The sequence below is a fragment of the Nocardia asteroides genome, from assembly GCF_900637185.1.
Lineage (GTDB): Bacteria > Actinomycetota > Actinomycetes > Mycobacteriales > Mycobacteriaceae > Nocardia > Nocardia asteroides.
The window spans coordinates 5,494,480-5,509,601 of the sequence record NZ_LR134352.1 but is presented as its reverse complement, the minus strand read 5'-3'; the positions used below and the strand labels follow the sequence as shown (position 1 = coordinate 5,509,601).

13 protein-coding genes and 2 pseudogenes are annotated in these 15,122 nt (G+C 69.5%); 10 read left to right on the top strand and 5 right to left on the bottom strand.

All coding sequences use genetic code 11. The features are described from left to right. Nucleotides 1-283: 283 nt before the first annotated feature. From EL493_RS33330 to EL493_RS25740, 8 genes and pseudogenes are all read left to right on the top strand, one after another. A pseudogene (locus tag EL493_RS33330) lies at nucleotides 284-826 on the top strand (regulatory protein RecX); the annotation flags it as partial. 111 nt (nucleotides 827-937) lie between these two features. Further along, nucleotides 938-1,096: pseudogene (locus EL493_RS33925) on the top strand (recombination regulator RecX); the annotation flags it as partial. A gap of 329 nt (nucleotides 1,097-1,425) precedes the next feature. Further along, complete coding sequence (locus EL493_RS25765) at nucleotides 1,426-2,076, top strand: ABC transporter permease (RefSeq protein WP_030202840.1); 651 nt, start codon at nucleotides 1,426-1,428, stop codon at nucleotides 2,074-2,076. Next, on the top strand, nucleotides 2,069-3,232 hold the full coding sequence (locus EL493_RS25760; RefSeq protein ID WP_019048049.1) for an ATP-binding cassette domain-containing protein: 1,164 nt from the start codon (nucleotides 2,069-2,071) through the stop codon (nucleotides 3,230-3,232). Before EL493_RS25765 ends, EL493_RS25760 begins: the two co-directional genes overlap by 8 nt. Next, nucleotides 3,229-3,993, top strand: coding sequence for an ABC transporter permease (locus EL493_RS25755; RefSeq protein WP_019048048.1), 765 nt, complete (start codon nucleotides 3,229-3,231; stop codon nucleotides 3,991-3,993). Before EL493_RS25760 ends, EL493_RS25755 begins: the two co-directional genes overlap by 4 nt. Then, nucleotides 3,990-4,970: a glycine betaine ABC transporter substrate-binding protein gene (locus EL493_RS25750; protein WP_019048047.1), complete on the top strand. Its 981-nt coding sequence runs from the start codon at nucleotides 3,990-3,992 to the stop codon at nucleotides 4,968-4,970. The genes EL493_RS25755 and EL493_RS25750 overlap by 4 nt, the downstream gene beginning before the upstream one ends. A gap of 174 nt (nucleotides 4,971-5,144) precedes the next feature. Continuing rightward, a complete protein-coding gene (locus EL493_RS25745; RefSeq protein WP_019048046.1) occupies nucleotides 5,145-6,005 on the top strand; it encodes a 3-hydroxyacyl-CoA dehydrogenase in 861 nt (286 codons plus the stop codon). Nucleotides 6,006-6,042: 37 nt separating this feature from the next. Next, nucleotides 6,043-7,809 (top strand): oleate hydratase, encoded by a 1,767-nt coding sequence (locus tag EL493_RS25740; protein ID WP_019048045.1) that lies wholly within the window; start codon nucleotides 6,043-6,045, stop codon nucleotides 7,807-7,809. Nucleotides 7,810-7,862: 53 nt separating this feature from the next. Here EL493_RS25740 and EL493_RS25735 read toward each other — a convergent pair whose 3' ends face one another. From EL493_RS25735 to EL493_RS25720, 4 genes are all read right to left on the bottom strand, one after another. Then, nucleotides 7,863-8,756 (bottom strand): amino acid ABC transporter permease, encoded by an 894-nt coding sequence (locus EL493_RS25735; RefSeq protein ID WP_019048044.1) that lies wholly within the window; start codon nucleotides 8,754-8,756, stop codon nucleotides 7,863-7,865. Beyond that, nucleotides 8,753-9,424, bottom strand: coding sequence for an amino acid ABC transporter permease (locus EL493_RS25730; RefSeq protein WP_019048043.1), 672 nt, complete (start codon nucleotides 9,422-9,424; stop codon nucleotides 8,753-8,755). Before EL493_RS25730 ends, EL493_RS25735 begins: the two co-directional genes overlap by 4 nt. Before the next feature lie 91 nt (nucleotides 9,425-9,515). Beyond that, nucleotides 9,516-10,352 (bottom strand): glutamate ABC transporter substrate-binding protein, encoded by an 837-nt coding sequence (locus EL493_RS25725; protein ID WP_030202836.1) that lies wholly within the window; start codon nucleotides 10,350-10,352, stop codon nucleotides 9,516-9,518. 33 nt (nucleotides 10,353-10,385) lie between these two features. After that, nucleotides 10,386-11,114 carry an amino acid ABC transporter ATP-binding protein gene (locus tag EL493_RS25720; RefSeq protein ID WP_126406511.1) on the bottom strand — a complete coding sequence of 243 codons (729 nt, stop codon included), beginning with the start codon at nucleotides 11,112-11,114 and terminating at the stop codon, nucleotides 10,386-10,388. Nucleotides 11,115-11,417: 303 nt separating this feature from the next. Here EL493_RS25720 and miaB point away from each other — a divergent pair, with 303 nt between their 5' ends. Together miaB and EL493_RS25710 are read left to right on the top strand one after the other, a co-directional pair. After that, a complete protein-coding gene (gene miaB / locus EL493_RS25715; RefSeq protein WP_051719528.1) occupies nucleotides 11,418-12,881 on the top strand; it encodes a tRNA (N6-isopentenyl adenosine(37)-C2)-methylthiotransferase MiaB in 1,464 nt (487 codons plus the stop codon). A gap of 137 nt (nucleotides 12,882-13,018) precedes the next feature. Continuing rightward, nucleotides 13,019-13,597, top strand: a complete 579-nt coding sequence (locus tag EL493_RS25710; protein ID WP_019048039.1) for an Rv2732c family membrane protein — start codon at nucleotides 13,019-13,021, stop codon at nucleotides 13,595-13,597. 54 nt (nucleotides 13,598-13,651) lie between these two features. Here EL493_RS25710 and EL493_RS25705 read toward each other — a convergent pair whose 3' ends face one another. Then, entirely contained in the window at nucleotides 13,652-15,031 is a 1,380-nt protein-coding gene (locus tag EL493_RS25705) for a DUF349 domain-containing protein (protein WP_019048038.1), read from the bottom strand. Between the last annotated feature and the right edge of the window lie 91 nt (nucleotides 15,032-15,122).

Below are 15,122 nucleotides of genomic sequence, written 5' to 3'. Positions count from 1 at the left end.
CGACGCGGACACCGAACTCGTCCGACCGGCTCGGGAACACCGAGCCGGCCCGGACGCCAGGGGAATTCGGTCGGGTGCGGGCGATCCGCAGCGCGCGCACCCGACCGGATTCGCCGATCATGATCAACCACACGATTCCGCTGCGCGGAGTGGGGTCGATCATGAAGAGTGGGGAAGCGGGGCACGGCCCCGTGGCGCCCGGCGCGGACGCAAGTCCGGCCGGCGCGCGACAGACTCCCTGTCGACCGGCGTCGGTGGTGACGACGGGCGACAGGTGGATCCGGTGGCGGCCGGATCCCAGCCGGGAGAGCCCGACAGGCGGGCCGGCACACGCCGGCTCGCCCCGGGCGACCGTCCGAAGGCGACCGTCGACCAGGCCAAGGACGCCTGCCTGAATCTGCTGGCCGTGCGCGCGCGCAGCCGGGCCGAGCTGGAGAAACGCCTCGGGGAAAAGGGCTTCCGGCTCGAGGTGACCGCAGCCGCGCTCGACCGCCTCGCCGAAGTCGGCCTCGTCGACGACGATTCCTTCGCCGAACAGTGGGTGCACGAGCGCCACACCTACTCCGGCCGGGGCAAGAAGGCACTGCACCGCGAACTCCGCGAGAAGGGCGTCGCCCCCGACGCCGCCGAGAACGCGCTCGCGATCGTCACCGACGACGCCGAGCGCGCCCGCGCCACCGACCTCGTCCGCCGCAAGCTGGCGACCCTGTCCCGGGACCTGGACCGCGACAAGGCCGTTCGCCGCCTCGTCGGCATGCTGGCTCGTCGCGGCTACGACCAGTCCACCGCCTTCGCCGTCGTCACGGCCGAACTCGCCGACGCCGGGTTCACCCAGGCGCCCGCCCTGGCCCCTCGAGCCGGCGAACCCGAGCCGGACCCGGGCGGAGAACCCGACCGGCGCTCACCGCGCCGCCCGGTCCCCGGTGACGAGGAGGCCGCTGCCGAGCTGGTCCGCCGCAAGCTCCGCGCGATGCCCGCCGACCTCGACCGCGCCAAGGCCACCCGCCGCCTGGTCGATCTGCTCGCCCGTCGCGGCTACAGCCCGTCGGTCGCCTACGCGGTGGTGAAAGCCGAACTGGCCGACGCCGATCGCTGACGTCACCGCCTGCTGTCTGCCGGCCAACGTGCTCGCGGAGGTGTGGCGGCGGCAAGGTGACCGGCTTTCGGCGACCCAGCCCTCCGAGCACCGAGCACCGAGCACCAAGCACCGGGCACCGGCGCGGGGGCCGAGTATGCGAACGGGTCCGCGCGGGATGCTCGAAGCGTAGGATGTGTCAGCGCCGGTGAAACGTGGTTTCGCGCAGGTTGTTTCATGCGTCGCCTGGTGCGGCGGGGGTGTGGGAACGGGGTGTTTCACCCGAGGTCGGGGTGGGCATCCCCGGGGACAGGGCCTGGTGTGGCCGCCGAGCTACGGGGAGGTGGACCCTGGACGCGTTGTGGTCGTTCGTGGTGAATCGGCGCGAGCAGTTGCTCATCGATTCGTATCTGCATGTGTCGGCGGTCGTGCAGTCGCTGGCGCTGGCGACGCTGGTCGCGGTGGCCGTCGGCATCCTGGTGTACCGCAGCCCGCTCGGCTCGGCGGCCGCGACCGCGACCGCGGGCGCCATTCTCACCGTGCCGTCGTTCGCCCTGCTCGGGTTGCTGATCCCGTTCCTCGGGCTCGGGGTGGGCCCGACCATCGTGGCGCTGGTGCTCTACGCCCTGCTGCCGATCCTGCGCAATACGGTGCTGGGCCTGTCGTCGGTGGATCCGGCGGTGGTCGACGCGGCGCGCGGGGTGGGGATGAACCGGCTGCGGCTGCTGACCGCGATCGAACTGCCGCTGGCGTGGCCGTCGATCCTGGCCGGGATGCGGGTCAGCACCCAGATGATCATGGGCATCCTGGCCCTGGCCGCGTACGCGAAAGGCCCCGGCCTGGGCAACCTCATCTTCTCCGGGCTCTCGCGCCTGGGCAGCCCGAACGCGGTGCCGCAGGCGCTGACCGGGACCGTGCTCATCGTCGTGCTCGCACTCGCCCTCGACGGCGTGCTGCTGCTGCTCGGCCGGCTCACCATCTCGAGGGGTATTCGTGACTGACATCGACACCAGCGCCACCGCGGTCTCCGGAGTCGAGATCGTGCTCGACCGGGTCACCAAACGCTATCCGGACCAGGCGGATCCGGCGGTCGAGGAGGTCAGCATGACCATCCCGGCCGGGGAGATCGTGGTGCTGGTCGGGCCGTCGGGGTGCGGCAAGACCACCACCATGCGGATGATCAACCGGCTCATCGAACCCACCTCCGGCACCGTCACGATCGGTGGCCGCGACGCCGCGGCCATCGACGCCGACGAATTGCGCCGCGGCATCGGCTATTCCATCCAGCAGGCGGGTCTGTTCCCGCACCTGACCGTCGCCAGGAACATCGCCACCGTCCCGGGTCTGCTCGGCTGGGACCGCAAACGCACCACCGCCCGGGTCGACGAGATGCTCAGCCTCGTCGGCCTCGACCCCGCCACCTACCGCGATCGCTATCCCCGCCAGCTCTCCGGCGGCCAGCAGCAGCGCGTCGGCGTGGCCAGGGCGTTGGCCGCCGACCCGCCGGTACTGCTGATGGACGAGCCGTTCGGCGCCGTCGACCCGATCACCCGCGCGCTGCTCCAGGACGAATTGCTGCGCCTGCAGGGCGAACTCGGCAAGACCATCGTCTTCGTCACCCACGACTTCGGCGAGGCCGTGAAACTCGGCGACCGGATCGCGGTGCTGGGCGACCGGTCCCGCATCCTCCAGTACGACACCCCGGCGGCGATCCTGGCCGCGCCCGCCGACGACACCGTCGCGGGCTTCGTCGGCGGCACCGCCACCATCGACCGCCTCGGCCTCGCCGTGCTCGCCGACCTCGACCTGGACCAGGGCATCGCCGTCACCGAGGACACCGCACCGGCCGACCTCGTCGACCGCCTGCACACCGCGCACCAGGACTGGGGCATCGTCCTGGCTCCCGACCGCACCCCGGCCCGCCGGATCACGGCAGGCGAACTCGCCCACGCGGATTCGCTGAGCGAACTCGGCACCCCCATCCAGACCACGCTGCCCACCGAAGCCACCCTGCAGGACGCGCTGGCCATCCTGCTGACCGAACGCACCGCCTCGGCGGTCGTCGTCGACGACACCGGCGCGTTCGCGGGCGTGGTCACCGTCGACACGCTGATCAGTCACCTGGCCGCCGGTCCCGCCGAGACGGTCCGGGCATGACCGCGGCCGTCGTCACGCCCGCCGCCCAGCGGCGGGCCGAGTTCCTGCGGTTGCTGGTCCAGCCGGTGATCGTGCTGATCCTCACCGTCGGCGTGCTGGTGTGGGCGTTCCGGCGCGATCTCACCCTCACCCAGCAGGCCAGCATCAGCGTCGGCAATATCGCCGAGGTCACCTGGCAGCACATCCTGATCACCGCGGCGGTGGTGATCATCGTCGTCGCGGTGGCCGTGCCGCTGGGGACGGTGCTCACCCGGCCCGGATTCCGCGGGCTCGCACCGATCTTCGTCGGCATCGCCAATATCGGCGCCGCCGCGCCCGCGATCGGCCTGATCGTGCTGTGCTATCTGGTCACCCGGACCACCGGGTTCTGGATCGGCGTCGCGCCCATCGCCTTCTGCTCGCTGCTGCCGGTGCTGCGCAACACGATCCTGGGCTACCAGGAGGTCGACCCCACCCTCGTCGACGCCGGGCGCGGACAGGGCATGTCGGCGCTGCAGGTGTTGCGGCGCATCGAGTTCCCCCTCGCGGTGCCCTACATCCTGGCCGGGCTGCGCACCTCGCTGGTGCTCGCCGTCGGCACGGCGACCCTGTCGTTCCTGGTGAGCGCGGGCGGGCTCGGCATCCTCATCGACACCGGCTACAAACTGCGCGACACCGTCACCCTCACCGTCGGTGCGGTGCTCGCCGTCGCGCTGGCCCTGCTCGTCGACTGGCTCGGCGCACTGGCCGAACAGTTCCTCGGACCGAGGGGGTTGCGATGAGGATCACCCGCTGGATGCGCGCGCTCGCGCCGGTGGCCGGGGTGCTGCTGCTCGCGAGTTGTGGTCTGCAGTCGGGCAGTTCGGTGCCGCTGCCGGTGGGACCGGGCAGCATCGTGGCCGTGCCCGCCCTCGACGGTGTCGCGGTCACGGTGGGCTCCAAGGACTTCACCGAGGCCAACATCCTCGGCTACCTCATCGAGTTCGCGCTCACCGCCGCCGGCGCGAACGTGCGCGACCTGACCAATATCCAGGGCTCCAACAGCCTGCGCGACGCCCAGCTGCACGGCCAGGTCGACATCGCCTACGACTACACCGGCACCGGCTGGATCAACTACCTGGGCAACGAGACACCCGAGCCGGACGAGGCGCGTCAGTTCGAACTGGTCCGCGACGCCGACCGCGCCGAACACGACATGGTGTGGGCCGCGATGGCGCCGATGAACAACACTTATGCCCTGGTCACCAGCAGGCGCACCGCCGAGGAGACCGGCGTGCGCACCCTGTCCGACTACGCCGCCCTGATCGCGAAGGACCCCGCCGCGGCGGCCACCTGCGTGGGCACCGAGTTCAATGTCCGCCAGGACGGCTACCCCGGAATGGCTCGCAAGTACGGCATCGATGTCGCCAGGGTGCCGAAGCAGATCGTCCAGGACGCGCTGGTCTACCAGGCCACCGCCGACGCGAAGCAGTGCCGGTTCGGCTCGGTCGCCGCGACCGACGGCCGCATCCCCGCCCTGGACCTGGTGCTGCTCGACGACGACCGTGGCTTCTTCCCGAAGTACAACGCCGCGCTCGTCCTGCACGGCCCGTTCGCCGACGCGCACCCCGAGGTCGTCTCGATCATGGCGCCCATCTCCGCGCGCCTGACCAACGCGGTGATCACCGAGCTCAACCGCCAGGTCGACATCGGCGGCCGCGAACCCGCCGACGTCGCTCGCGACTGGATGGTCGCCGAAGGACTGGTCACCGCGGGCTGATCTCCCCGGGGTGGTTTGCTGAACTGTTACCCCAGCCCGCCCGAGATGTCCGAAACGCGGGGCTCGTTCACACCATGGCCTCAGCTTCCCGGGCCATGATGGACGGCGGTGGTGACACCGGCAACCGCAACGCGGAGCGGCACGGGGGTCCGCTTCCCGACTGGGAGGAGACGCATGACCAGCGAATTCCGCAAGGTGACGGTCCTGGGGACGGGGGTGCTCGGATCCCAGATCGCCTTCCAGACGGCGTTCCACGGATTCGACGTGACCTCCTACGACATCGACGACAAGGCGATCACCGCCGCGCGCGCCCGCTTCGACGACCTCGCCAAGGTGTACCAGCGCGACGTCGACGGCGCCGACGCGAGCAACACCGCAGCGACCGCGCAGGGCATCGCCCTCACCACGGATCTGGCCGCCGCGGCCGCCGACGCCGACCTGATCATCGAGGCGGTGCCCGAGGTCCTCGACATCAAGCGCGACCTCTACGGCAAGCTCGGCGACCTCGCGCCCGAACGCACCGTGTTCGCCACGAACTCCTCGACCCTGCTGCCCAGCGACATGGTCGACTACACCGGCCGCCCGGACAGGTTCCTGGCGCTGCACTTCGCCAACCACGTCTGGCAGTTCAACACCGCCGAGGTGATGGGCACCGACCGCACCGACCCGGCGGTGTTCCAGGCGGTCGTGGCGTTCGCCAAGGACATCGGCATGGTGCCGATCGAACTGCACAAGGAGAAGGCGGGCTACGTCCTCAACTCGCTGCTGGTGCCGTTCCTGAACTCCGGGATCGAGCTCGCCGCCGGCGGCTACGCCGAACCCGCCGCGGTGGACGAGACCTGGCGCATCGCCACCGGCGCGCCCATGGGCCCGTTCCAGATCCTCGACATCGTCGGCCTCACCACCCCGTACAACATCCTGATCAACGGCAACGACGCGCACAAGAAGCTCGCGGCGTGGCTGAAGGAGAACTACATCGACAAGGGCAAGCTCGGCGCCGCCACCGGAGAGGGCTTCTACCGCTACACCGCCTAGGACGACTGGACCTTCCCGGATCGGACGAAGGAGACGGATGTACTACAGCAGTGGCAACTACGAAGCGTTCGCCCGTCCGCGCAAACCCGCGGGTGTCGACGGCAAGGCGGCCTGGTTCGTCGGCGCCGGTCTGGCCTCGCTGTCCGGCGCCGCGTTCCTGATCAGGGACGGGCAGCTGGCGGGGGACCGGATCACCGTGCTGGAACGGCTGAAGCTGCCCGGCGGCGCCCTCGACGGCATCAGGGAACCGAAGAAGGGATTCGTCATCCGCGGTGGCCGCGAGATGGAGAATCATTTCGAGTGCCTGTGGGACCTGTACCGCTCGGTGCCCTCGATCGAGATCGAGGGCGCCAGCGTGCTCGACGAGTTCTACTGGCTCAACAAGGACGACCCGAACTTCTCGTTGCAGCGGGCCACGGTGGAGCGCGGTCAGGACGCGCACACCGACGGCCTGTTCACCCTCACCGATCGCGCGCAGAAGGACATCGTGAAGGTGTTCCTGGCCACCCGGGAGCAGATGGAGAACAAGCGCATCGACGAGGTGTTCGGCAAGGACTTCCTGGCGAGCAACTTCTGGCTGTACTGGCGCACCATGTTCGCGTTCGAGGAATGGCACAGCGCGCTCGAGATGAAGCTGTACCTGCACCGGTTCATCCACCACATCGGTGGTCTGCCCGACTTCTCCGCGCTGAAGTTCACGAAATACAACCAGTACGAGTCACTGGTGCTGCCGCTGTACCGGTGGCTGCTCGACCAGGGCGTGAACTTCCGGTTCGGCACCGAGGTCACCGACGTCGACTTCGACCTCAGCGGCTCGCGCAAGCAGGCCACCCGGCTGCACTGGGTGTCCGAGGGCGTCGACGGCGGCGTCGACCTGAGCGCCGAGGACCTGCTGTTCGTCACCATCGGCTCGCTCACCGAGAACTCCGACGAGGGCGACCAGCACACCCCGGCGAAGCTGAACGAGGGCCCGGCGCCGGCCTGGGATCTGTGGCGGCGCATCGCGGCGAAGGATCCGGCGTTCGGTCATCCCGACGTCTTCGGCGGGCACATCCCGGAGACGAAATGGGAGTCGGCCACGGTCACCACCCTCGACGAACGGATACCGCGCTACATCCAGAAGATCTGCAAGCGGGACCCGTTCAGCGGCAAGGTGGTCACCGGCGGCATCGTCACGGTGGAGGACTCGTCCTGGCTGATGAGCTGGACCGTGAATCGGCAGCCCCATTTCAAGCAGCAACCCGCCGACCAGATCGTCGTGTGGGTGTACGCGCTGTTCGTCGACCGGCCCGGTGATTTCGTGCGGAAGCCGATGCAGGAGTGCACCGGTGCGGAGATCACCCAGGAGTGGCTCTACCACTTGGGCGTGCCCGAGGCCGAGATTCCGGAACTGGCCGCCGACGCCGCGACCTGTGTGCCGGTGATGATGCCGTACGTGACGGCGTTCTTCATGCCGCGCAAGGCGGGCGACCGCCCCGAGGTGGTGCCCGCGGGCGCGGTGAACTTCGCCTTCATCGGCCAGTTCGCCGAGACCACCCGCGACTGCATCTTCACCACCGAGTACTCGGTGCGCACCGGCATGGAGGCGGCCTACCGGCTGCTCGACATCGAACGCGGCGTACCGGAGGTGTTCGCCTCCACCTACGACATCCGCTCGCTGCTGGCCGCCACCAGCCGCCTGCGCGACGGCGCCGAGATGAGCCTGCCCGGACCGGAATTCGTCCGGCACCGGCTGCTGAACAAACTCGACGACACCGAGATCGGGCCGCTGCTGCGCGAATTCGGCCTCGTCGGCGAGGACTGAGAAACGATGATGGGCCCGATCCGCGCGGATCGGGCCCATCATCGTGGTCCGGACTACTTCTTGGTGATGTCGACGCCGGGCGCGGCATCGGTGACGATCGAATCGGCGGCCAGCACGGTACCGCCGCCCTTCTTGCGCCGCGAGCGCAGCCGCTTCTCGAGCGTGGTCGCGAGGAAGGTCAGCGCCAGGTTCAGCGAGATCATGATCAGCGCCACGACCATCAGCGCGGGGATGGTGTTCTGCTGCGCGGCGCCCTCCTGCTGACCGGCACGCACCAGTTCCACATAGGTGATCTGGTAACCCAGCGCGGTGTCCTTGAGCACCACCACCATCTGCGAGACCAGCGCGGGCAGCATCGCGGTGATCGCCTGCGGCAGCAGGATCAGCCGCATCAGCTGGGTCTTGCGCAGGCCCAGCGCCACCGCGGCCTCGGTCTGGCCCTTGGGCAGCGACCGGATTCCAGCGCGCACGATCTCGGCGATGACCGAGGCGTTGTAGATGGTCAGCGCGATGACCACTGCGGCCAGCGCCAGATCGTCGGAGCGGAAGACCTTGTACTCGCCGAATACGGCGAACAGGAAGATCATCAGGATCAGCACCGGGATGGCCCTGGCCAGCTCGACGATCGCACCCGCGGTCCAGCGGATCCACCGGTGATCCGACAACCGCAGGATGCCGAAGATCATGCCGAAGATCAGCGCGAAGACGATCGAGATGGCCGCCGCGGTCAGGGTGCCTCGCAGACCGGGCAGCAGGTAGGTCTCCCAGACGCCCGCCTCCAGGAACGGCTTCCACTTGGCGGCGGTGAACTGGCCCTGCTCGGCGAACGCGTCGTACAGCAGCCAGCCGAAGAAGGCCAGCGCTACGACGACCAGGACCGAGTAGAAATGATGCCGGACGCGCGCGCGGGGGCCCGGCGCGTCGAACAGGACCGACGCTGCGCTCATCGGGCTACCTCGAATCGCTTGGCCAGCCAGCCGAAGAACAGGCCGGTCGGCAGGGTCAGAATGACGAAGCCGAGGGCGAAGATCGCGCCGATCGCCAGCAGTGCGGCCTCGTTCTCGTTCATCTCGCTCATCAGGAACGCGGCCTCGCCGACGCCGATCACCGAGGCGATGGTCGAGTTCTTCGTCAACGCGATCAGCACGCTGCCCAGCGGGGCGATGACCGCGCGGAACGCCTGCGGCAGCACCACCAGGCGCAGGTTCTGGGAGAAACCGAAGCCGAGCGAGCGGCCCGCCTCGGACTGGCCCAGCGGCACCGTGTTGATGCCCGCGCGCAGCGACTCGCAGACGAACGCGGCGGTGTACACGCTCAGGCCGACGATCGCCCAGCGATAGTTGTTGTCCGACAGCGAATCGCCGGCCAGCTTCCAGCCCAGGGTGGTGTACAGGCCGAGCGAGCAGAACACGATGATCAGCGTCAGCGGGGTGTTGCGGAAGATCGAGACATAGGCGGAGCCGACCCAGCGCGCGACCGGGATCGGGGACACGCGCATGCCGGCGACGAGGGTGCCGAGGACCAGGGCGCCGATCGCGGAGAAGAACGTCAGCTTGATGGTCACCCAGAAGGCGTCGAGGATTTCGGAGTCGTACCTCGAGATCAGGTCGAACACGGACGCGCGTCCTCCGATCGATGTGGAAGGGCCAGCGGGACTTCACCCGCGATGGCGGCCCGGGAGTCCCGGGCCGCCATCGCGGTGGTGATCAGTAGCGGTCGACGGTCGGCGGCTGCGGGATCGCGAAACCGGTACCGGCGAAGGACTTCTCCAGTGCGGCCTTCCACGAACCGTCGGCGATCATCGCCTCGATCGCGTCGTTGATCTTGGTGCGGCCCTCGGTCTCGCCCTTCTTGATACCGATGCCGTACTTCTCGGTGGTGAAGGGCTTGTTCACGAGCTTGTAGGTGCCCGGCGACTGCGCGGCGTAACCGGCCAGGATCACGTTGTCGGTGGTGACCGCGTCCATCGCGCCGCCACGCAGCGCCTCGATGCACAGCGAGTACGTGTCGTAGGTCTGCAGCTGCGCCTGCGGGTACTTGTCCTTGATGGTCTGGGCCGGGGTGGAACCCTTCACCGAGCAGACCTTCTTGCCCGCGAGCGAGTCCGGGCCGGTGATGTCGGTGTTGTCGGCGCGCACCAGCAGGTCCTGACCCGCCACGTAGTACGGGCCGGCGAAGTCGACCTTCTCCTTGCGCTTGTCGGTGATCGAGTAGGTCGCGACGACATAGTCGACCTGACCGTTCTCGAGCAGCGTCTCGCGCTGGGCCGACGGCGCTTCCTTGAAGGTGATGTTCTCCGGCTTCACGCCCAGCTTGTCGCCGACGTACTTGGCCACCTCGACGTCGAAACCGCTGTAGGTGCCGTCGGTGTTGCGCAGGCCCAGGCCCGGCTGGTCGAACTTGATGCCGACGGTGAGCTTGCCGTCCTGCGCGTGGTCGAGCACCGACCCTTCGTCACCGCCGCCGCAGCCCGCGGTGAGCGTGGCAGCCAATGCCAGTGCCGCGGCGCCGATTCCGACCCGCATCGCACGATTGATCCTCATCGAGTGTCCTTCTCCTGGTGATGGGTGGGTGGGTCAGTGACTGAGAATTTTGCCGAGGAAGTCCTTGGCGCGATCGGAGGCGGGCGCGGTGAAGAACGTCTCCGGCGCGGTGTCCTCGACGATCTCGCCGTCGGCCATGAACAGCACCCGGTCGCCTGCCCGGCGGGCGAAGCCCATCTCGTGGGTCACCACCAGCATCGTCATGCCCTCCTTCGCGAGGGAGACCATCACCTCGAGCACTTCGTTGACCATCTCCGGGTCCAGCGCCGAGGTGGGCTCGTCGAAGAGCATGACCTTCGGGTCCATCGCCAGCGAGCGGGCGATGGCGACGCGCTGCTGCTGGCCGCCGGAGAGCTGGGCGGGGTACTTTTCGGCCTGGTTGGCGATGCCGACCCGGTCGAGCAGGGCCAGGGCGTTCTTGCGCGCCTGGTCCTTCTTGATACCGCGCACCTTCAGTGGCGCGAGCATCACGTTCTCCAGAATCGTCTTGTGCGCGAACAGGTTGAACGACTGGAACACCATGCCGACCTCGGCGCGCAGCGCGGCCAGGGCCTTGCCCTCCGCGGGCAGGGCGACACCGTCGACGGCGATATCGCCGGAGTCGATCGGTTCGAGGCGGTTGATGGTGCGGCACAGGGTCGATTTCCCCGAGCCCGACGGGCCGAGGACGATCACGACCTGCCCGCGGGGGACTTCGAGATTGATGTGGCGCAGGACGTGGAGATCACCGAAGTGTTTGTCCACGTTGCGCATCGAGATCATCGGCGGCGCGCCGGCAGCGGCTGCGGCGTCGGCGTTCCCGGTCGCGGGTGCGGCGTCGTCGGTCATGGTCAGAAACCTTAGGCGTTCTTCGGAGATTTGCCCCGCTTTCCGCGACTCGCCGTCACGGCACGCCGAAACGACACCGGCCGGTAACCTACCGGTCCCGCGAGCGTCTCCCGACCGCGACGCAGACCACCCGGGGTGGGCCCGTACCCTGAACAGGTGGATTCGAACGGACAGAACGCGACGGAGCGCGCGGCGACGCAGGCGCGCAGTTACGAGGTCCGCACCTTCGGCTGCCAGATGAACGTACACGACTCCGAACGCTTGTCCGGCCTGCTCGAAGACGCGGGCTATGTGAAGGCCGCGCCCTCCGACACCCCCGACCTGGTGGTGTTCAACACCTGCGCGGTGCGCGAGAACGCCGACAACAAGCTCTACGGCACCCTCGGTCACCTGGCGCCGGTGAAGCAGGGCAGGCCGGGCATGCAGATCGCCGTCGGCGGCTGCCTGGCCCAGAAGGACCGCGAGACCGTCGTGCGCAAGGCGCCGTGGGTCGACGTGGTGTTCGGCACGCACAACATCGGCTCGCTGCCGGTGCTGCTGGAGCGCGCCCGGCACAACGAGGAAGCCCAGGTCGAGATCCTGGAGTCGCTCGAGGCGTTCCCCTCGACCCTGCCCGCCAAGCGGGAGTCGGCCTACGCCGGCTGGGTGTCGATCTCGGTGGGCTGCAACAACACCTGCACCTTCTGCATCGTGCCCTCGCTGCGCGGCAAGGAGGTCGACCGCAGGCCCGGTGACGTGCTCGCCGAGGTGCAGGCGCTGGTCGACCAGGGCGTGCTCGAGGTGACCCTGCTCGGCCAGAACGTCAATTCCTACGGCGTGAACTTCGTCGACCCGGAGCAGCCGCGCGACCGCGGCGCCTTCGCCCAGCTGCTGCGCGCGACCGGGCAGATCGAGGGCCTGGAGCGGGTGCGCTTCACCTCGCCGCATCCGGCGGAGTTCACCGACGATGTCATCGAGGCGATGGCGCAGACCCCGACCGTCTGCCCGCAGCTGCACATGCCGCTGCAGTCCGGTTCGGACCGGGTGCTCAAGGCCATGCGCCGCTCCTACCGCAAGGAGCGCTTCCTCGGCATCATCGACAAGGTGCGCGCCGCCATGCCGCACGCCTCGATCACCACCGACATCATCGTCGGCTTCCCCGGCGAGACCGAGGAGGACTTCCAGGAGACCCTGGACGTGGTGCGACGGGCGCGGTTCACCAGCGCGTACACCTTCCAGTACTCCAAGCGCCCCGGCACCCCGGCCGCGGAACTGCCCGACCAGCTGCCCAAGGCGGTGGTGCAGGAACGCTACGACCGGCTGATCGCGCTGCAGGAACAGGTGTCGCTGGAGGCCAACCAGGCACTGATCGGCACGGAGGTGGAACTGCTCGTCGCCGAGGGCGCGGGCAAGAAGAACGCCGCCACCGCCCGGATGAGCGGTCGCGCCCGCGACGGCAGGCTGGTGCACTTCCGGCCCGGCACCGATGCCGGGATCCGGCCGGGCGACTTCGTCGTCGTCGACATCACCGAGGCGGCGCCGCACCACCTCATCGCCGACGGCGTGGTGAAGTCGCATCGGCGCACCAGCGCCGGTGACGCGCACGAGCGCGGCGTGACGCCCAAGACCGCCCCGATCGGGGTCGGCCTCGGCCTGCCCCGCATCGGCGCGCCGGTCGCGGTGGAGCCGGTGAGCAGCGGCTGCTCGACCGGCTGCTCGTGACCTCGCCCGGCGACGAACCCGACCCTACTACCGGTCGTAGTGGGTCGGGTGCGGACGCCACCTCCGGAGATGGCACAGTAGAGCCCAGGGCACACGAGACCGGCAACGATCAGCCTGCGGACAGGAGCGAGAACGCGGTGAACCGGGTGGACGAGGACAAGCAGTTCGAGCAGTTCCGCGGCGAACTCGACGCGGTGGAACGCCGCATCGCCGGCGAGATCGATCCCGGCGCGCGAGCACTGGTGGTGGCGGGCGCGGTCTTCGCGCTGCTGATCTCGCTGGTGCTGCCCACGGCGGGCACCGCGCGCGGCTTCGACGTGCTGCTGAACACCCAGGCGGCCGGCGTCGAGCACATCGGCCTGCCCTCGCGGATCTTCGTCTGGCTCGTCATCGTCTTCGGCGTCGGCTTCTCGCTGCTGGCGCTGACCACCCGCCGCTGGGTGCTGGCCTGGCTGGCCTGCGCGGGCTCGGCGGTCGGCAGCGTGTTCGGCGTGCTGTCGATCTGGCATCGCCAGACCCCCGGCCTGGGCAACTACGAGGGCGCGGGTCCGGGCATCGGGCTGATCCTGGGCACCCTCGCCATCATGGTGCTGACCTTCCACTGGGTCCGCGTGGTCTGGAGCCGCACCGCGGTGCAGCTGGCGGCCGAGGAACAGCGGCGCAACGCGGCCCGCGAGGCCGAGGAACGCGACCGCAAGCGGCTGACCGGCGAATAGGCCCCGCAACGACGAAACCCCCGACCAGCCTGGTCGGGGGTTTCGCGTTGTCGGCTAGCGGTTGCTGACCGCGCCCTCGGCGGCCTCGGCCCACTCGCGCCACTGCTTGGCCTGCTCGAGCGCCTTCTCCGCGTCGCGCTTCTTGCCCGCCGCGGTGGCCTTGGCGGCCTGCTCCTCGAACTGGGCCACCCGCTCGCGGAACTGCGCGGCGCGGGCCACGGCCTCGGGGTCGGTGCGGCGCCACTGCTGGTCGGCGGCGTCGCGCACCTTCTTCTCGATGGCGCGCAGCTTGCCTTCCAGCTCCTGCATGCGCTCGCGCGGAACCTTGCCGATGGCGTCCCACTTGTCCTGCAGCTCGCGCAGCGCGGACCGGGCGGCCTCGAGTCCGGCGGCCGGATCGATGTGCTCGTAGGCGCGCAGCAGCTCCTGCTTGGCGGTGGCGTTGTGCTCGAATTCGGCGTCACGCTCGGACACCGCCGCGTTGCGGGCGGCGAAGAACACGTCCTGGGCGCTCTTGAACCGGCGCCACAGCGCCTCGTCGGCCTCGCGCGGGGCGCGGCCCGCGGCCTTCCATTCGGTGAGCAGGTCGCGGAACACCGCGGCCGTGCCGGTCCAGTCGGTGGAGCCGGACAGCTCCTCGGCGCGCACGCACAGCTCTTCCTTGCGGGTCTTCGCCGAGGCGCGTTCCCGGTCGAGCTCGGCGAAGTGGGCGCCACGGCGGCGGTTGAACGCCTCGCGGGCCTTGGAGTACCGCTTCCACAGGGCGTCGTCGACCTTGCGGTCGACCCCGCGGATGGACTTCCACTCGTCGAGGATCTCGCGCAGCCGGTCGCCCGCGGCCTTCCACTGGGTGGACTCGGCGGCGATCTGCTCGGCCTCGGCGGCGAGGGCTTCCTTGCGCTCGGTGTGCTCGTGCCGGGCGCGCTCCTTCTCCTCCTTGGCGTGCGCGGCGGCTTCCTCGGAGTGCTCGGTGATGGCCTGTAGCCGGGCGGACAGACCGTCGATATCGCCGATGACGGCCGCGGTGGGCAGCGTCTCGGCCAGCGCCAGCGCGGCGGCCTTGGTCTTGCGGGCGTCGGCGCCCGCGGCCAGCCTGGCCTCGAGCAGCGCGACCTCGGTGGCCAGGTCGTCGAAGCGGCGGCCGAAGTGGGCCAGGCCCTCGGCGGCGTCGCCCGCCTGCCAGGAACCGATGACGCGCTCGCCCTCGGCGGTCTTCACCCACGCGGTGCCGTCCTCGTCGACGCGGCCCCACTTGCCGGGGTCGGTGACGGTCGGGACGACGACGGCGTGCGGGTGCGGTTGATCGGGGCCCGGCGCCGGTTTGACGGCGTGTGGCTTCGGCGGACGCGCAGTCGTGCCGCCGGGCTTGGGGGTACCGGAGGGTCGCGGGCCCGGACCGGGGGTGGGCTTCGCGGTTCCGTTGCTGTCGGTCATTGCTCTCCGTCCCTGCCGCGCGTCACGGCTGCCTGGTTACGCCCTAGCACATCCCATTGAACCCGGTTCGAGCCGAGGAAACCATCGATCC